The sequence below is a fragment of the Steroidobacter cummioxidans genome, assembly GCF_003104955.1.
Map to the genome: position 1 here is coordinate 69,364 of NZ_LSRW01000017.1, position 16,319 is coordinate 85,682.

The 16,319-nt window shown below is 62.2% G+C and carries 17 protein-coding genes; 10 read left to right on the forward strand and 7 right to left on the reverse strand.

Annotation, left to right across the window (positions count from 1 at the left end; all coding sequences use genetic code 11):
• Positions 1 to 2: 2 nt before the first annotated feature.
• From D0550_RS10595 to D0550_RS10625, 7 genes are read left to right on the forward strand one after another with little or no spacing between them, the layout of a single operon-like run.
• On the forward strand, positions 3 to 980 hold the full coding sequence (locus D0550_RS10595) for an MDR/zinc-dependent alcohol dehydrogenase-like family protein (RefSeq protein ID WP_206606199.1): 978 nt from the start codon (positions 3 to 5) through the stop codon (positions 978 to 980).
• Positions 977 to 1,993 (forward strand): Gfo/Idh/MocA family protein, encoded by a 1,017-nt coding sequence (locus tag D0550_RS10600; protein WP_116809157.1) that lies wholly within the window; start codon positions 977 to 979, stop codon positions 1,991 to 1,993. The genes D0550_RS10595 and D0550_RS10600 overlap by 4 nt, the downstream gene beginning before the upstream one ends.
• Positions 1,990 to 3,087 carry a glycosyltransferase family 4 protein gene (locus D0550_RS10605; protein WP_116809158.1) on the forward strand — a complete coding sequence of 366 codons (1,098 nt, stop codon included), beginning with the start codon at positions 1,990 to 1,992 and terminating at the stop codon, positions 3,085 to 3,087. The genes D0550_RS10600 and D0550_RS10605 overlap by 4 nt, the downstream gene beginning before the upstream one ends.
• The gene (locus D0550_RS10610) at positions 3,084 to 4,202 is read left to right on the forward strand and encodes a CgeB family protein (RefSeq protein WP_116809159.1); all 1,119 of its coding nucleotides are present in this window, start codon (positions 3,084 to 3,086) and stop codon (positions 4,200 to 4,202) included. Before D0550_RS10605 ends, D0550_RS10610 begins: the two co-directional genes overlap by 4 nt.
• Positions 4,199 to 5,335: a CgeB family protein gene (locus tag D0550_RS10615; protein WP_116809160.1), complete on the forward strand. Its 1,137-nt coding sequence runs from the start codon at positions 4,199 to 4,201 to the stop codon at positions 5,333 to 5,335. Before D0550_RS10610 ends, D0550_RS10615 begins: the two co-directional genes overlap by 4 nt.
• Positions 5,322 to 6,461 (forward strand): CgeB family protein, encoded by a 1,140-nt coding sequence (locus tag D0550_RS10620; RefSeq protein ID WP_116809161.1) that lies wholly within the window; start codon positions 5,322 to 5,324, stop codon positions 6,459 to 6,461. The genes D0550_RS10615 and D0550_RS10620 overlap by 14 nt, the downstream gene beginning before the upstream one ends.
• Before the next feature lie 7 nt (positions 6,462 to 6,468).
• Positions 6,469 to 7,254, forward strand: a complete 786-nt coding sequence (locus D0550_RS10625) for a TIGR04290 family methyltransferase (protein ID WP_116809162.1) — start codon at positions 6,469 to 6,471, stop codon at positions 7,252 to 7,254.
• On the opposite strand, the gene D0550_RS10630 is transcribed toward D0550_RS10625, so the two are convergent.
• Together D0550_RS10630 and D0550_RS10635 are read right to left on the reverse strand one after the other, a co-directional pair.
• A complete protein-coding gene (locus D0550_RS10630) occupies positions 7,214 to 8,005 on the reverse strand; it encodes a Crp/Fnr family transcriptional regulator (RefSeq protein ID WP_116809163.1) in 792 nt (263 codons plus the stop codon). The two genes, D0550_RS10625 and D0550_RS10630, sit on opposite strands and share 41 nt — an antisense overlap.
• Complete coding sequence (locus D0550_RS10635; protein ID WP_161965756.1) at positions 8,002 to 8,952, reverse strand: HWE histidine kinase domain-containing protein; 951 nt, start codon at positions 8,950 to 8,952, stop codon at positions 8,002 to 8,004. The genes D0550_RS10630 and D0550_RS10635 overlap by 4 nt, the downstream gene beginning before the upstream one ends.
• A gap of 497 nt (positions 8,953 to 9,449) precedes the next feature.
• Here D0550_RS10635 and D0550_RS10640 point away from each other — a divergent pair, with 497 nt between their 5' ends.
• Positions 9,450 to 10,037 (forward strand): YbhB/YbcL family Raf kinase inhibitor-like protein, encoded by a 588-nt coding sequence (locus D0550_RS10640; protein WP_116809165.1) that lies wholly within the window; start codon positions 9,450 to 9,452, stop codon positions 10,035 to 10,037.
• Here the strand turns inward: D0550_RS10640 and D0550_RS10645 are convergent, their stop codons facing one another.
• The 3 genes from D0550_RS10645 to D0550_RS10655 all read right to left on the reverse strand — a co-directional run bounded on the left by D0550_RS10645 (position 10,038) and on the right by D0550_RS10655 (position 11,492).
• A complete protein-coding gene (locus D0550_RS10645; protein ID WP_153067112.1) occupies positions 10,038 to 10,427 on the reverse strand; it encodes a DUF2934 domain-containing protein in 390 nt (129 codons plus the stop codon).
• A 121-nt stretch (positions 10,428 to 10,548) separates the two neighbouring features.
• Positions 10,549 to 11,058, reverse strand: a complete 510-nt coding sequence (locus tag D0550_RS10650; RefSeq protein WP_116809167.1) for a DUF4142 domain-containing protein — start codon at positions 11,056 to 11,058, stop codon at positions 10,549 to 10,551.
• 92 nt (positions 11,059 to 11,150) lie between these two features.
• On the reverse strand, positions 11,151 to 11,492 hold the full coding sequence (locus tag D0550_RS10655; RefSeq protein WP_116809168.1) for a hypothetical protein: 342 nt from the start codon (positions 11,490 to 11,492) through the stop codon (positions 11,151 to 11,153).
• Between the two features lie 169 nt (positions 11,493 to 11,661).
• On the opposite strand from D0550_RS10655, the gene D0550_RS10660 reads away from it, so the two are divergent.
• Positions 11,662 to 12,054, forward strand: a complete 393-nt coding sequence (locus tag D0550_RS10660) for a hypothetical protein (protein WP_153067113.1) — start codon at positions 11,662 to 11,664, stop codon at positions 12,052 to 12,054.
• A gap of 15 nt (positions 12,055 to 12,069) precedes the next feature.
• Here the strand turns inward: D0550_RS10660 and map are convergent, their stop codons facing one another.
• Complete coding sequence (gene map / locus D0550_RS10665) at positions 12,070 to 12,810, reverse strand: type I methionyl aminopeptidase (RefSeq protein WP_116809170.1); 741 nt, start codon at positions 12,808 to 12,810, stop codon at positions 12,070 to 12,072.
• A gap of 69 nt (positions 12,811 to 12,879) precedes the next feature.
• Positions 12,880 to 13,284: a hypothetical protein gene (locus D0550_RS10670; RefSeq protein WP_153067114.1), complete on the reverse strand. Its 405-nt coding sequence runs from the start codon at positions 13,282 to 13,284 to the stop codon at positions 12,880 to 12,882.
• Between the two features lie 244 nt (positions 13,285 to 13,528).
• On the opposite strand from D0550_RS10670, the gene D0550_RS35445 reads away from it, so the two are divergent.
• On the forward strand, positions 13,529 to 16,315 hold the full coding sequence (locus tag D0550_RS35445; RefSeq protein WP_153067115.1) for a S8 family serine peptidase: 2,787 nt from the start codon (positions 13,529 to 13,531) through the stop codon (positions 16,313 to 16,315).
• The last annotated feature ends 4 nt before the right edge of the window (positions 16,316 to 16,319 follow it).

A 16,319-nucleotide genomic window follows, 5' to 3' on the forward strand; every position in this document is an offset into this window, starting at 1 on the left:
GCATGCATCAATCGCAACACGCAGCCACGTTGATTCGGCCGATGACGACGCGAGTGAGTGAGGTACGGATGCCGGAACTCGGCGAGAGCGAAGTGCGCGTCATGCTGGAAGGCTGCGGCATCTGCGCTTCCAGCTTGCCCGTGTGGGAAGGGCGTGCGTGGTTCAAATATCCGCTCGAAGCAGGATCGCCAGGCCACGAAGGCTGGGGCATCGTCGCTGCCGTCGGCTCGGCAGTAAAGGACATCGATGTCGGGCAACGGGTGGCGTTGATGTCGGGTCATGCGTACGCCGAATACGACATTGCCTCGCGCGATTGCGTCGTGCCCCTGCCAGAGGAACTGGACGACGAACCGTTTCCAGGCGAGCCGTTCGGCTGCGTGATGAATATTTTCGAGCGCAGTGACGTTCAATCCGGTCACACGGTAGCGGTCGTCGGTGGAGGTTTCATCGGATTGATGTTGACGCAGCTGGCAGCCGATGCCGGCGCGCATGTGGTGGTGCTGTCGCATCGTGAGTCGGTGTTGCAGCTCGCGTTGACGATGGAAGCGGAGGACATCGTCGCCACGAAAGATGACGGTCACGATGCGCAGCGGGCCATGCAACTCACCAGCGGGCGGGGCTTCGATCGTGTGATCGAAGTGTCGGGTGTGCAAGCAGGTCTCGATCTCGCAAGTGACATCGCCGCGGAGCGTGCACGACTCATCATCGCGGGCTATCACCAGGATGGACCTCGTCACGTAAACATGCAGCAGTGGAACTGGCGCGGCCTGGATGTCATCAATGCGCACGAGCGCTCCATGGATCGCTACGTCGCCGGCGTGCAGAAGGCGATTCAGGCGGCGCTGGAAGGCCGACTCGATCCCTTTCCGTTACTGACCCACACGGTCTCGCTCAACTCTCTCGACCATGGGTTCAAGCTGATGCGGGAGCGGCCGGAAGGGTTCGTCAAGGCGCTGCTGCTCAACGAGGTCGATTTATGAGCGCGCGGCCGAGAGTGTCTCACTCGCCGCCGCGGGTGGGATTTGTGGGATTGGGTTGGATCGGACGCAAGCGTCTCGATGCGCTGACTGCAGACGATGCCGGCAGCATCGATGTTGCCGCCTTGGTCGATAGCGATGCCGATCGGCTGCGCGCGGCTGCGAGGGCTCATCCGGGCGCGGCGACCGCGCCGACTGTCGATCCCTTGTTCGACGCAGACCTGGATGCAGTCGTGATCGCGACGCCCAGCGGGTTGCACGCTCATCAAGTCATCGCCTGTCTCGAACAGGGCTTGGCCGTGTTCTGCCAGAAGCCGCTGGCGACGACGCTGCTCGATGTGCATCGAGCGCTGGCGGCGGCGCGGGCGTCCGATCGTCTGCTGGGCATCGACTTCTGCTATCGCCACATCACCGGCATGCCCGAGTTGCGACGTCGGCTCATGTCCGGCGCGATCGGCGAAATCATCGCGATCGATCTGGTCTTCAACAACGCGTATGGGCCGGACCAATCGTGGTGTCGGAATCGTGCACTCGCTGGCGGCGGGTGTTTGCTGGATCTGGGCGTGCATTTGCTCGATCTGGCGCTATGGGTGCAATGCATGCCGCCGATCGAGCGGGTGCGCAGCCGGTTGTTTGCTCACGGACAACCGACGCAGGGCTGCGATGGCGAGCTGGAAGATCTTGCGTACGCCGAATTCGTCCAGGCCAATGGCGCGATGGTGCGGCTGTGCTGCTCATGGCACGCACACATTGGTCAGCCAGCGCAGATTCAGATGGACATTACCGGCACCCGTGGCGGCGCTTCATGGTGCAACGTCAATGGCTCGTTCTATGACTTCGACGTCCATTGGCTTCAAGGCGCAAACCGCGAGCAGCTCGGGGCGTCACGGGACGATTGGGGAACTCGGGCGCTACGTGCGTGGCTGCGGCAATTGGCAGCGAGCAACCGCTTCGATGTCGAGGCCGAGAACATCGCTCGCAGCGCCGCTCTCATCGAAGAGGTCTATCGAGCATGAGGCTGCTGATGACAGCCGATGCGGTTGGGGGCGTGTGGACGTACGCGCTCGACCTGTGCTCGGCATTGGCCGAGCATGATGTCGAAGCGGTGTTGGCCACCATGGGACCGCGACCGACGGAAGCACAACGCCGTGGCGCGCGAGCACTCGACAATGTGCAGCTCATCGAATCCGACTATCGCCTGGAGTGGATGGCCGATCCTTGGGGCGATGTTGCTGCGGCTGGCGAATGGTTGCTCGATCTCGCGGCGTCGAATGCCGTGGACCTCATCCACGCGAATGGCTATTCACACGCCGCGCTCCCGTGGCGACGGCCAGTGGTCTGCGTGGCGCACTCATGTGTGTCGACTTGGTGGCGGGCGGTGTATGGCACGCGGACGCCGGGGCAATGGGATGAATACCGTCGCCGCATCACCGATGGATTGAACAGCGCAGATGCTGTGATTGCGCCAACGGCTGCTTTTCTGCAGGACCTCCGGTCCGCCTATGAGTTCACGCGCCCAGCGCGCGTCATTCGAAATGGTCGCGCATCGACTGCTTACAGCTGCGATGTCCCGCGCGAGCCCATCGTGCTGGCTTGCGGTCGGCCATGGGACACTTCTAAGAACATGCGTGTGCTCGACGAAGCTTCGCAGGGTGCGCCATGGCGTACATATGTCATCGGCCACACGGCCGGGCCGGAGGGTCAGATGTTTACGCCCTCGGCAGTGCGAGCCATCGGGGTTCAACCGGAGCATGAAGTTCGCACCTGGATGCATCAGGCGAGTGTATTCGTCCACCCCGCACTGTATGAGCCGTTCGGTTTGGTCGTGCTCGAAGCGGCTGGCGCTGGCTGTGCGCTCGTGCTCGCCGACATCCCGACTTTACGCGAGCTGTGGAACGGCGCGGCGGAGTTCTTCGAGCCCAAGAGCAGCAGCGAGCTACGCGCCACATTGGACGCGCTCCTGCGCGATCCAGCACGCCGGCAAGCGCTGGCGATGGCAGCACGAACCCGGGCCGATTCCTGCCGCATCGAGTCGGTCGCGCTGGAATATCTGGAAACCTATCGAACGTTGCTTCGCGAGCGCGACAACAAGGAGCGAACCGCCGCATGAAGTTCGTTCTGTTCTATCACTCGCTGATCTCGGATTGGAATCACGGCAACGCGCATTTCCTGCGGGGTGTCGTCAGCGAGCTGCTGCACCGTGGCTATGAGGTCCAGGTTTACGAGCCCGAGTCGGGCTGGAGCCTGACCAATCTGCGTCGGGAGCAGGGCGAGCGGGGCGTCGCTGACTTTCATGCGGCGTTCCCGGAGTTGAGCAGCACAGCTTTCGACGCGGCGTTGGACGTCGATGCGGTGCTGGATGGCGCTGATGTGCTCATTGTTCACGAATGGAACGAGCCTCGATTGATCCAGCGGCTGGGCGAGAGTGCCAGCCAGCGGGGTTGCACGGCGTTGTTTCACGATACCCACCATCGCAGCGTCACCGATGCATCGGCAATGAGCGCCTTGGATTTGCGTCATTACGATGGCGTGCTGGCGTTTGGTCAGGCAGTGGCGGATCAGTACACGCGTCACGGCTGGGCTGCGCATAGTTGGGTGTGGCACGAAGCCGCGGATCTGCGACGCTTCACGCCGCTGCCCGCTTCCGACGACCGTGCCGATCTGGTTTGGATAGGCAACTGGGGCGACGATGAGCGCAGCGCCGAGTTGCACGAGTATCTGATCGAGCCGGTGCGGCAGCTGAGCTTGCAAGCAACGGTACATGGCGTCCGCTATCCAGAGCATGCGCTCAAAACATTGCATGAAGCCGGGATCGGATATCGAGGCTGGTTACCGAATCATCGTGTGCCCGAAGTGTTCGCGCGCCATCGGTGCACCGTGCACGTGCCTCGACAAACCTATGCCCGCCAGCTGCACGGCATTCCGACGATTCGCATGTTCGAAGCCCTCGCTTGTGGCATTCCGTTGGTCACTGCGCCCTGGCATGACTCCGAGAATCTGTTCAGACCAGGCGTCGATTATCTGGTGGCCACCCGTGGCGAGGAAATGCAGCGTCACCTTTGGACCATTCTCAATGACGCCGGGCTTGCCGCCAGCCTTGCGCATCACGGCTTGGAAACCATCCGCGCCCGCCATTCCTGCGCGCATCGAGTCGATGAACTGTTGCAGATACTGACGACGCTGCAGACGGCTCCGCTGCGGCGCTCGGCTGGGGGATCGTTATGACGGCGAAAGTAACATTGGCCATGTTCGGGTCCAGTCTGGTGTCGGCGTACTGGAACGGTGCGGCCACTTACTATCGCGGCATCATCCGCGCCCTGGATCGATGCGGTTTCGATGTGACGTTCTACGAGCCGGACGCGTTCGATCGGCAGCAACATCGGGACATGCCCGAGCCAAGCTGGGCGAAAGTGGTGGTCTATCCCGCCACGGTCGACGGCCTGCACGGCGCGCTCGAGCGGGCGCGGCACGCTGACATTATCGTCAAGGCCAGTGGCGTCGGTGTCTTCGACGAGGAGCTGGAAGCAGAGGTGCCGCGGCTGAGGCGCGCGGCGAATCTGACTGTTTTCTGGGATGTGGATGCGCCGGCCACGCTGCAGCGCATGCGAGCCAACGGGTCGGATCCGTTCCGCGCGCAGGTGCCGAAATACGATCTGGTGCTGACTTACGGCGGCGGGCCGCCGGTGGTCGAGGCTTATTCGAACTTTGGGGCACTCTGCTGCGTTCCAATTTACAACGCGCTTGATCCGACAACCCACCATCCAGTGCAGCCGGACCCGAGGTTTAGCGGCGCGCTGGGTTTCCTCGGCAATCGGCTGCCCGATCGCGAGGCCCGCGTGCGCGAGTTTTTTTTCAAACCTGCGACGTTGCTGCCGGATGAGCAATTCCTGCTGGGTGGCTCGGGTTGGGATCGTAACGTTGCCGTCTCGCCCAACGTCGATTGGGTCGGCCATGTCTATACGCGCGATCACAACGCCTTCAACTGTTCGACGCTCGCGGTGCTCAATATCAATCGCGACAGTATGGCGCAGGTCGGATACTCGCCGCCGACCCGGGTCTTCGAGGCGGCCGGCGCGGGCGCTTGTTTGATATGCGATGCATGGCAGGGACTGGAGCAATTCCTGGAGCCCGGCAAGGAGGTTTTGCGAGTTGCGAGCGGCGAGGAGGTCGCGACGGTACTGCCCGGTCTGACTGCGGCCCACGCACGACGCATGGGCGAGCGGGCCCGGCAGCGTCTGCTGAGTGAGCACACCTACGAGCATCGCGCGATAGAAGTCAAAAGGCTGCTGGTGGAGCAGTTGTCCCGCTGCGTCGTTCCGACCCGATACGACCAGGAGGTGCACCATGCGGCGCTCTGACGAAATCATATTCATCGGCCTGTCCATCACCTCCTCATGGGGCAACGGCCACGCCTCCACCTATCGTTCGCTGATTCGCGGCCTGCATCGGCTAGGTCACAAGGTTTTGTTCCTCGAGCGGGATCAGCCGTGGTATGCGAGCAATCGCGACGCGCCCATTCTGCCGTACTGTCAGTCGCGTCTGTATCTGGACGTTGATGAGCTGTGTGCCAGGTACACGCCTCGCCTGCGCGCAGCAGCGGCCGTGATCGTCGGCTCTTACGTCGACGATGGCCGACGGGTCTGCGATTGGGTGCTCGATCACGCCAACGGCGTGAAGGCCTTTTACGACATCGATACCCCGGTGACCGTGGCCCGATTGAAGGACGACAGCTGCGAATATTTGCGCGCGTCTCAGGTTCCGGAGTTCGATCTGCTGTTGAGCTTCACGGGCGGTCCCATCTTGGAGCGCCTGGAGCGAGACTTTGGCGCGAGAGCGGCGCAAGCGTTGTATTGCAGTGTCGATGTCGACCAGCATCAACCCACAGGCTCTCATCGTGACATCGAGCTGGGCTATCTGGGCACCTACAGCGACGATCGTCAGCCGGCGCTGGAGCGCTTGTTGAATGAGCCCGCGCGTCGCCTGCCGAAGCGACGCTTCGCTGTCGTTGGGGCGCAGTATCCAGAGCAGCTGGTGTGGCCGAAAAATGTACAGCGCATCGATCACATGGCGCCGGGCTCACACGCGCAGTTCTACGGCCGCCAGCGATTTACGTTGAATCTCACGCGCGCCGACATGCGCAAGGCCGGGTACTCACCCAGCGTGCGGTTGTTCGAAGCGGCGGCCTGTGGCACGCCCATCGTTTCGGATGAGTGGGCCGGGATCGACGAATTGCTGGAGCCGGGCAGGGAAATCCTGCTGGCGAATTCCACGGAGGAGGTGACCCAGTTCATCGAGAATGTGAGCGACGCTGAAGCTGAGCGCATCGCTGCCGCCGCGCGGGAACGAATCTGCGCCGAGCACAGCAGCGTGCATCGTGCCGAAGAGCTGGAAAGCTATCTGCGAGCGGCGCGAGAATCCAAAGTTCATACGCCACTGTCAGCAGTCGCCGGGGTGTCCGGCGAGCGCGCCATCGCTGCGCATTGAGGGCTCGATGATGTCGCTGCAAAGCTCGATGCACGAGCAGATCGCCGGGCTGGGGCCGTGGTTTCACAATCTCCATCTACCCGACGGCACCCAAACCTCGCCCCATCATCCGTTCGGCGACTTTCCGAGTTTCAAATGGCAACACGTGGCGGGTGCAGTGCCCGACGATCTGTCGGGATGGTCGGTGCTCGACATCGGTTGCAACGCCGGGTTCTACAGCTTCGAGCTGGCGCGGCGCGGCGCGCATGTGTTGGGTGTCGATGTCGAACCGATGTATGTACGGCAGGCCCGATGGGCCGCGCGCGAGTTCGATCTGGATGATCGCGTCGATTTCATCGAAGGCGATGTGTATGGGCTGCTTGGCTCGAACCGGCGCTACGACCTGGTGTGGTTCACCGGCGTGTTCTATCACTTACGCTATCCAGCGCTGGCGCTGGATCTGGTGCGCCGGGCCACGCAGCGACTGATGGTGTTTCAGAGCATGACCCTGCCGGGCGACGTGCGCGACGTGGTGCCGCAGGATGTGCCATTGAATCGTCGCGAGCTGATGCTGGACGAGGCCTGGCCGAAGATGGCGTTCGTCGAGCATCGGGTTGCCGATGACGATAGCAACTGGTGGGTGCCGAACGCCAGTTGCGTGGAAGCGCTGCTACGCTCGGCTGGTTTCGAAGTGATGTCCCGGCCGGAGCACGAGTTCTATGTTTGCAGGCCGGTGCCGGTGCCGGCGGAATCCAGTCGAGATCTGGCGCGGATCACAACGACTTCAGCAGTGCGTGACTGTAGCGGTCCTTGATCAGGCCTTCGCCTTCCAGATGCAGATAGCCTGGGTCGAACATGGCCAGCGCGCGCAGGCCGGCGAAGTCATGAATGGCCAGCGACTTGCTGCTCATCGATACCAACCCCACGCGCCGCAGTTCTTTCAGCGTGCGGTTGACGTGTACAGTCGATAGCGCGACGGTGTCGGCCAGCTCCGATTGCGTCACGGGCAGCTCGCACCCGTCCGGTGTCGCAAGCCCAACGGACTGCAGCCGAACGTAGATCTCGCAGAAAAGGTGAGCGACGCGCTCCAGCGCCGTGCGCTGACCGATGCTGACCAGCCACTGGCGGCCGATCGCTTCCTCCACCAGAGTGTTCCACCAGAACGCGCGCGTCAGACGCGGAAAGCGCGATGTGATCTCGAGAATGGCTTCGCGCGACAACGTCGTCACCGACGAGGGAGCCAGCGTGCTGATGGTGTGGTCCATCTTCTTCAGGATGAACACACGCGCATCGCACATGTCGCCGGGCAGGAAATAGCCGATGATCTGGCGGCGTCCGTCGGGCAGCATCTTGTGCCGGCAGGCAAAGCCCGAGACGATCACGGAGACACCGCTGGCCTGCTCGCCCTCGCGAATCAGGTCCTCGTGCGAGCCGTACGTGCGCACCGGGCCGGCCGCATCCAACAACGCGATCTTCTCTTCCTCCGTCAGTTCCGCAAAGTTCTCCAGCTTGCGGATCAGCAGCTGAATGGGGCTGGTTTCGGACACGAACGCGCGCACTCTCATAGCGATATCCGGTCAGTGTTGACAGCGGTACGCTCGTTGATCGGCAAATCGATCTCGCAGTACGCACCCCCATCGGCAATGGTGTAGCGGGTGATGGCACCGAGCTCGTAAGGCAGCACGCGTTCGATCAATTCCATGCCGAAGCCGCGCCTGCGCGGTGTCGTCTGCACGATGGGTACGTTCGATTCGATCCAGCGCCAGCGCAAGTGCGGCGTCGGCGAGCCTTCGATACTCCACCTCACCTCGAGCCGTCCCTCAGGCGTCGCGAACGCGCCGAACTTCAATGCGTTCATGGTCAGTTCGTGCAGCGTCAAGGCCATCGTCTCAGCGACCTGCGGCGCCAGGCGCCACGATGGCCCGGCGATGACGACCTGGCTGTCTCGAATTGCATTCGCAGTCAGCTCGGCACGGATCAGGTCCTCGAGCTCCGGACCGGAGCGCTGATCGATGAGTAGAGCGCCCTGGGCACGGGCGAGCGCACTGATGCGCGCCTCTAGATGAGAGGCAAATTCGGACTCGCCCGTCTGGCCCGAGCGTCGGATGATCGAGCGCACGGTGGCGAGCAGGTTGCGGGCACGGTGTTCGATTTCGGCAAGCTGCGAGCGTTGCTCGATGCGCAGCTCGTGCACGTTGCTTTCCTGCTGATGCGAGCGGAGCGCCAGACAGCAGGTCCATGCCAGCCCCGACAAGAGCGTCAGCTGGGCGGCCGTGGGCATGAGGCCATCACGCCAGAAGAACGCCAGACCCTGGTAACCCGAGTCGTCGCTGGTCGGTACGGTGAGCAATGTCTCGGCAAGCAGACGTTGGCCCGACGCCAGCTGCACTTCCAGGAACGGACGGTGCTGCACGATCGTCTCGCCTTGCGCAGCCGCGTCCCTCACCAGTTGTTGTAGCGAAGAGTCGCCATCCAGCGTGCACACGCTGGCATGAGAGGGAGTTGATATCACGCAGTGAGATTGATCTGTCGACACGGCACAAAGTCCGGCTGTATTGGCCAACTCCCGCGCGGCGGCTGTGGTCGCGAGCAATATCGCATCCACACCACGAGCAGACGCAACGCGCCTCAGCCCGCTATTCAAACGGCGGGCGAGATCGAGGTCCGGACTATCCACGGATGTCATGACACGGATCTCAGGCTGGACGTCGGCCAAGGGCGGGAAACGGTAGGCGCCGCCGGGCAGGTCTGCCACTAAACGGCTCAGCATCTGAATTTGGTCCGCTCTATGTGATTAACCTATGTTAATTGCCGGCATTCTTTTCGTTGGGGTCGGGCCCCGTGCATTCAGCGCGGCAGCGGAGAGTAGTCCGCGCATCGCGCTACTCTCAATAACATAAGTAAATGCACCACGCTTTGCAGGGATTCGTGCGGATTGGGTCGAGATCCTGCTGAGGAACTTTGCTCTCGGACTTGGCTTCCTCGCATAAGCACCGGCGGAGCGTGAGCATGACAAATAAAGCTGGTCTGGTTTGCTTGGGAGCTTGCTTGGGAATATTCGTGAGCGTGCTGCCGCCTGCGCTCAGCGCGCCGCACGTGATTGCCAGGGAAGTTTTCGACGCGCCATCGACCATCGCCGTATCTTCCTCGGCGATTCCGGCCGGCGGCGCGATCGATGTGAGATACAGCGACTACGGTCAAGGCATCTCGCCGCCGCTGCAGTGGGCGTCGCTGCCGTCGGGCACGCGGTCAGTGGTGCTGGTGATGGAGGATCCCGACGCGGGCTCGCCGCCGTTCGTGCACTGGATGATGATCAATCTGCCGCCGTCGCCAAGCGCATTGCCAGAGTTGCACGGGCAGTCGGTACGGGAGGGAAGCAACTCAACAGGCAAGCGCGGCTATTTCGGTCCGCGTCCGCCGGTGGGCGATCCGCCCCATCACTATCACTTCCAGCTCTTTGCCCTGGATGACAAGCTCGACCTGCCGGCGGGCTTCAGCCGTGATGCGCTGTTGCAGGCCATGCATGGCCACGTGCTGGCCCAGGGCGAGCTGGTTGGATTGTTTCAAGCGCCGCAGGGCGCCGGCTCCCGCCATTAGCTAGCCTGTGATCTGATTCTCCGGTGCGGCCTGCTTTTGCTGGTCGGCCGCGTCTATCTCTTTCTCTGCCTGCAACCAGTCGCTCAGCTCGGCCCCTGGTGCGAAGCCGCGGTGTTGCGCCAGTTCATAGGCGCGCCGTGCAATGCGCGACCAGCGCGTCTGCGAGGTTTCCGGCGTGGTTTGTTGCACATTCGTGCGGACGACATCGGGTACTAAAGCTTCTGGCACGCTCTCATCAGCGTTGGCCGGTCGGTGCAGGCTGGGATCGACTTTGACGACAGGTTCCGAGAACGATTTTCTTGCCGGACGCATGGTGACTCCCCCCAAGAAAATACGGCGCTGGGTCCTCTGACTTATGCTCTTCCGCTTCGGAAACGCGGCGGAAGTCAATCGGATCCCTGCGTGAGCGAGGTTTCAGCATTTGCGCCGTTACTGCATGGCGCCATTGCGGCGCATGCTTCGTGGTCGGCGCGCTGGAAGCCAACCAGCCCGGTTGGCTTCCAGGCTCGTCTTACATCTTGCCGAGCTTCGCGTCGATCTGCTGCGCGTCCGACAGATGCTCCTGCAACGTCGGCAGCGTCTTTTTCGCGAACGTGCGCAACTGCGGATCCAGCGTCGTGTCGTTAGCCGCTGTCTGGAACAGCTTCACGTCCGTCTCGTGGTCCTTCACCATGTGTTTCATGTAGTCCTTGTTGAAGTCGCTGTCGGCCGAATGGTGCTTGAACTTTTCCATCGTGGCCTTTTGCATCATTCCCGGCTCGGTCGGCACTTCCAGGCCCTTGCCGGAAGCGACGGTCATCAGCTCCTTATTGGCTTTGCTGTGATCCGTCACCATTTTTTGCGCAAATGCTTTCACGTCGGGGTCGGTCGCCTTTTGCGCTCCGAGCTTGCCCAGTTCGACTTCCGCAACGCCGGATTCGCCGGCTTTCTTCACGAATTCCTTTGCTGAAATCGTGTCGGCGCCGAATGCAGCCATGCTGGTACTCAGGGCTCCTAGCAGCAACAGGGTTGAAAATCTCATGACCCACCTCGTTTATAACTTTTCGTAACAAGTGATACTCGACGTCATTGGTTCGGTATCAGGCGAACGCGCCGCGCGCAGGTCGGTTCCGATCAGGTTGCGGGCGGCGCACCGTCACCCGGTGGGTATAACAGTCGTCGCAACTCGATGCGGTTGCGCTCGCAAAACTCATCCATCGCACGGTCGCGCGGATAATTCTTCGCACCGGGCAGCGAAGGACTACTTTCGTAGTTGGAGCGAACGATACGTAGCCGTGGCAGGGCAGCAACGCAACGCGTTGCGCGCAGCGCCGAAATCGTTCTGGCATCGTCCCAGGTCAGCAGATCGAAATCGCGAGCGACCGCGACGTCCAGATCTTCCAGCCACCATTCAACGAGATAGACCAGATTGTCGATGGTCTCGTCGATCACGACGATAGGGTCACGGTAGTTCATGGCGAGGCAATGCAGCGGTCGGGGCCTGTTGTTATATACAGGTGATTGGGACAGTTCAATAGGCAGTGTTTGGGCGCCCGTCGTCGCTCCATGACGACTGTTCGGGCCGCCTCCAGTTGCGCTGAGATCGCGAATAGACGGACGGGAAGAATGCATGGAGACCAGGCAAATGAAGACATCGGGCAACCCGCTGGTGGTGCTTCTGGGAGCAGCATTGCTAGCGGCGGGAACGGCTGGCGCGGCGGAGGTCTATCGCGCTCATTACGAAATTCGCGTGGCCACCCAGGGCACCGACAACAAGGTGCGCTCCACGTTCGAAACGCGACCCGGCGAGCGCTTTACGTTGGATCTGCCGCCCAATGTAGTGGCCATGGCGGTGCGCCGCCTGGGCGCGGAAAACTATGAATTACACGTGACGGTGACGCCGGCCAAGGCGGACAGGAAGGTGGCCTCGTTCAGCCACACTTATCAGGGCGTGCTCGGCCGACCTTTGGAGCTGCGGAACAGCGTGGACGGCGTCAATGTGGATGGCGCGATTTCGGTGGTAGTGCTGAACCGCTGAGCGGATCGCGATGGCTCAAGTCACCACGATCGGGCGATCGCGCGTGATGATCATCGTATGTTCGAACTGCGCACCTCGGCTGCCGTCCGGGGTGCGCAGGGTCCAGCCGTCCGAAGCGGTCACTGCCGTGGTCGCGCGTGTCGTCAGGAACGGCTCGATGGTGATTACCCAGCCTTCCTGCAGCAGTCTGCGATCGCGCGGCTGAAACGTATTCGAAACGTGCGGCTCTTCGTGGATGTAACGACCCACGCCATGCCCGCCCAGATTGCGAATGACTCGGAAGCCACAACGCTTGGCCCGACGCTCCACCGCGCGGCCGATGTTGTGCAGCGGGGCGCCGGCGGTCGCCTGTTCCATCGCGTCTTGCAATGCCTGCCGGGTGGCTTTCAACAGCTGCGCAGACTGAACGGATACGGCACCGACGGCAAAGCTGGCACCGGTATCGGCCCAATAGCCGTCGAGCTCGGCGGAGACGTCGATGTTGACCAGATCGCCCTCACGCAGCACCCGCTGCGGGGACGGGATACCGTGCGCCAGATCGTCGTTGACGCTGATGCAGGTGGTGCCGGGAAAGCCGTACGCCAGTTGTGGGGCCGAGCGCGCGCCATGGCGATCCAGAACTTCCTTGCCGATCGCATCCAGCTCGGCCGTGGTGACGCCGGGCGCCACGCGGGCCCCCATAGCATCGCGCGCCTCAGCCACAATGGCGCCAATCCGCTGCAAACCCTCAACATCGTGCCGGCCGTCGATCGACATATCATTCACCCGAGCATTCGAGAACCGGAAGGGTACTCCACTCGGAGGTGATTTGCTGGCGTAGCTCGATCAGCGCGGACTGGCCCGCCGTGCGATCAATCCAAACAAGCGGCGCACGACTTCCAATAGCACCAGCGCCGCTGCACCGACTTCGAGCAGGATGGTTGTATTCATCATCGACGTGTGCGACGAGAGCGGCGCGACCACGTAGTGGCCGAGGCTGTCCAGTCCGAGCGCGGCGTACACCGCCAGCACCATCAGCCCGATCGATTCGCGTCCTCGGTATACCAGCAACGCACCGAGCCCGCCGATGGCCGTCATTCCAATCCAGGCCAGGTACACGCCGGCGCGCGACCACGAGTCCGGCAGCCCCGGGTAGTCACCGAGGAATTCGGCGTTGTGTACAAAATGAACCAGGCTTGCCGTTGCATAGACGGTGAGCAGCAGGAACAGGAGTCGGTTCGGGCGATCCACGGAATATTTCACTCGCGACGGCATATCGGTGACGTGTATGTAACAACGTTAGTGCGTATGGGTAAAGCACTTAGCAAACATCGCGGGTATCGGCAGCAATGCGTCTTGAATCGCCGCGTGCGTCGGCGTAGCGTCGGCCGAACGTGAGCATTCACGTACAAAGATCCGATGTGTTTCGGGCGCATCGTCGCCCCGATAACAACAACGATCTGGCCTCGTCGGAAACAAACACGGAGTAAGTTTCATGAGTAAGCATGAGGGATTGCGTTGGCTGCGATCCGGCGCATCGCGCCTGGCCGCGCCCACCCTGGTTCTAACAGCCGCAGCGCTGGGATTCTCGCCCCTGACCGTCGATGCCAAGCCCGCCGCGAGCAATCTGGGCGGCGGACTCGAACAGCTTGCGCAGCCGGCCGCCGCCGCACGCCGGGCCGCGGTTAGCGAACTTCAACTGATTCATCCAATCCAGTTCGACGATGCTGGCCGCGCGCTGGTTCGCATCTCACTCGATGGCAAGGTGCCTGCTGCAGCTGTGATAGAAAGTTTGCAGAGCACGGCGGGCGTCGAAGTGGCCGCCACCGACCTGAGTTACCGCTCGGGCGTGGTCGAAGCGTATGTTCCCAGCAGCTCGCTGTTGAGCATCGCCGGCAAAAAGGGCGTGCTCGCCGTCGTGCCGTCGAGCCCGATGGTGACCAACGTCGGCTTGACCGACAGCCAGGGCATCGTCCAACACCGCGTTGACAAGATTCCCGGCATCGAGGGCAAGGGCATCACGGTCGGCGTGATGTCGGACAGCTACGATACCAACATCGCACCGAACAGCGCCGCCGCCGATATCGCGACCGGCGATCTGCCGGGCGCAGGCAATCCATTCGGCAATACCCAGCCCGTCGTCGTGCTGCAGGATTGGCCGGCTTCGTCGGATGAAGGCCGCGCGATGCTGCAAATCGTGCATGACATGGCGCCGAAGGCGCGCCTCGGCTTTGCGACCGCCAATGGCGGCGAAGTGAATTTTGCAAATAACATTCGCGCGCTCGCCGGCTTGCCGGGGGCGCCGAACGCGGTGCCGGGTTTCAAGGCCGACGTCATCGTCGATGACATCATCTATCTGGCCGAACCGTTCTTCCAGGACGGCATCGTCGCGCAGGCCGTGGATGAAGTGGCAGCCAAGGGCGTGTCGTATTTCTCGTCCGCAGGCAATCGTCCGGCGACTCAGGCGTACGATTCCAAGCTGCGCCTGGTGCCGGGCAATGCGTCGTCGTGGACCGGCACGAATCTGGACTTCAGCGGCGTGGATCCGGCGTTGTATGCCGGCGGCTTCCACAATTTTGCCGAAGGCCGCGATGTCGACATCGCGCAGACCATCGCGTTCAACAGCGGCAGCACGATCGTGTTCCAGTGGAACGAGCCGTACGATCCGATACCGCCGAGGCCGGTGGGATCGCCGATCGTCTCCGGCGTGAGCACGGTGCCTCCGGGAGGAACGTCGACCTTCACCTTCCCGGGTGCGGTAGGACAGCTGGTGGAAATATTCGTCGATGCCGACAGCTCGACCACCGGCACGCCGAATCCGGATCTGACGCTCACCTTGCTCGATCCGAACGGTCAGCAGATCCAGTTTGTCGACACCGGTACCAATCCGGAATCGTTGACTCTGGAGCTGCCGCTGGCCGGCACATATACGGTGGTGGTGGACAGCTTCCAGCCGGCACAGTTTGGCGATTACTCCTATCGCGTGCAGCAGGTGGAAGTGGTCGAGCAGGTGCTCTCCGATTTCAACTTGCTGTTCTTCCTGTCGAACGGCACGTACATCGGCTCATTCGCCGAGCAGAACCGCTTCACCAATCGCCCGGTGGAAATCGGGCAGCTGCCGGGCGCGACGCTGCAGATGGTGATCGCGCGCGCCAATACGCCGAACAGCAAGAACCGGAATGTCGCCGATCGCATTCGCTACGTCGGCTTCAGCGGTGTGAATCCGCAGGAGTACTTCAGCTATCTCGGGCCGGTGACCTATGGTCACAATTCGGCGCAGGGCGCGATGGGCGTCGCGGCCTATGCGTTCTATGCGCCGTTCATTCCCGAAGCGTTTACGTCGCCGGGGCCGTCGACGATTTATTTCGACAAGAACAACAAACGGTATCGCACGCCGCAGATTCGCCAGAAGCCGGACATGGCGGCGATGGATGGCGCCAATACCACGTTCTTTAGCTCGGACTCGATCGTCGATCCGGATACGTTCCCGAACTTCTTCGGCACCAGTGCGGCCGCTCCCCATGCAGCGGCAATCGCGGCGCTGGTGCTGGATGCGGCGGGCGGGCCGGGCTCGGTGAAGCCGGACCGGATGCGCAAGATCCTGCAAGACAGCGCATTCCGTCATGACCTCGATCCGTTCTTCTCGTCGGGATTTGCGTTGTCGGGCGGCAGTCTGGTCGCGATCAACGCGGCGGCGGATCAGAACTCCATCAGTCAGTTCGATCCCAATGTGTTCACGATCACGCAGCTGGGCTTGAGGAAACTGGCCAGCCTGTCGATCAATGGCAGCGGCGGCAACGTGACCCAAGCGCCCAAAGGCATCGTGTTCGACGAGCGGACCACGCCGGCTCCGGCGCCGGGTCAACCGTTCGTTGTCGGTCGCACGGTGGGATTGAATGCGTCCGATGTCACGGCCTCGTTGTCGATTGCAGCGGATCTGCCGGGTGTCGCGGGACAATGGAAACAGCTGGATCTGAAATTCCGTCCGGGATCGTTCCGTAGCGGCGACTTGCTGTCGTTCGGTATCGATCGCGACGAAGCCGATGCGGCCGGGCCGAATCTCGCGGTCGGCGGCAATTCGGCCGACTTGTTGGGCGGCGGTGTGATGATTCCCTCGGGTGACGTTATCCCCGGCGGTGCCAGCTTCTTCGGTACCTACGAAGGCGGTGGCGGCTTCCGCGGCGAGTTCTTCAACCTGATCGGCAAGGGCTACAGCCCGCTCGACGGTTACGGCTTCGTCAATGCTGAAGCGGCTGTAAATGCCGTGCGCAAGAAGAAGTAGCCAG

Bases quoted from the DNA above. Each gene is read 5' to 3' on its own strand.
- D0550_RS10595 (WP_206606199.1), top strand. From the start codon at position 3: ATGCATCAATCGCAACACGCAGCCACGTTGATTCGGCCGATGACGACG.
- D0550_RS10600 (WP_116809157.1), top strand. From the start codon at position 977: ATGAGCGCGCGGCCGAGAGTGTCTCACTCGCCGCCGCGGGTGGGATTT.
- D0550_RS10605 (WP_116809158.1), top strand. From the start codon at position 1,990: ATGAGGCTGCTGATGACAGCCGATGCGGTTGGGGGCGTGTGGACGTAC.
- D0550_RS10610 (WP_116809159.1), top strand. From the start codon at position 3,084: ATGAAGTTCGTTCTGTTCTATCACTCGCTGATCTCGGATTGGAATCAC.
- D0550_RS10615 (WP_116809160.1), top strand. From the start codon at position 4,199: ATGACGGCGAAAGTAACATTGGCCATGTTCGGGTCCAGTCTGGTGTCG.
- D0550_RS10620 (WP_116809161.1), top strand. From the start codon at position 5,322: ATGCGGCGCTCTGACGAAATCATATTCATCGGCCTGTCCATCACCTCC.
- D0550_RS10625 (WP_116809162.1), top strand. From the start codon at position 6,469: ATGATGTCGCTGCAAAGCTCGATGCACGAGCAGATCGCCGGGCTGGGG.
- D0550_RS10630 (WP_116809163.1), bottom strand. From the start codon at position 8,005: ATGAGAGTGCGCGCGTTCGTGTCCGAAACCAGCCCCATTCAGCTGCTG.
- D0550_RS10640 (WP_116809165.1), top strand. From the start codon at position 9,450: ATGACAAATAAAGCTGGTCTGGTTTGCTTGGGAGCTTGCTTGGGAATA.
- D0550_RS10650 (WP_116809167.1), bottom strand. From the start codon at position 11,058: ATGAGATTTTCAACCCTGTTGCTGCTAGGAGCCCTGAGTACCAGCATG.
- D0550_RS10655 (WP_116809168.1), bottom strand. From the start codon at position 11,492: ATGAACTACCGTGACCCTATCGTCGTGATCGACGAGACCATCGACAAT.
- D0550_RS10660 (WP_153067113.1), top strand. From the start codon at position 11,662: ATGAAGACATCGGGCAACCCGCTGGTGGTGCTTCTGGGAGCAGCATTG.
- map (WP_116809170.1), bottom strand. From the start codon at position 12,810: ATGTCGATCGACGGCCGGCACGATGTTGAGGGTTTGCAGCGGATTGGC.
- D0550_RS35445 (WP_153067115.1), top strand. From the start codon at position 13,529: ATGAGTAAGCATGAGGGATTGCGTTGGCTGCGATCCGGCGCATCGCGC.